Annotated in this window: 1 tRNA gene; it reads left to right on the forward strand. The window is 49.0% G+C overall.

Annotated features, from left to right (window positions below):
• Positions 1-124: 124 nt before the first annotated feature.
• A tRNA-Thr gene (locus Q0796_RS18285) sits at positions 125-200 on the forward strand.

Genomic DNA, 200 nt, shown 5'->3' on the forward strand with positions numbered 1-200 from the left:
TCAGCAGTGAAACGCAGTTGCGCCGATGGTAGTGTGGGAGTTCCCATGTGAGAGTAGGTCATCGTCAGACACTTATTCAGAGAAAAGCTCGTCTCCTTGAGACGAGCTTTTTTCATAAAGTTTTGCTGATATAGCTCAGTTGGTAGAGCGCACCCTTGGTAAGGGTGAGGTCCCCAGTTCGACTCTGGGTATTAGCACCA

The sequence above is a fragment of the uncultured Ferrimonas sp. genome (genome assembly GCF_947489035.1).
Lineage (GTDB): Bacteria > Pseudomonadota > Gammaproteobacteria > Enterobacterales > Shewanellaceae > Ferrimonas.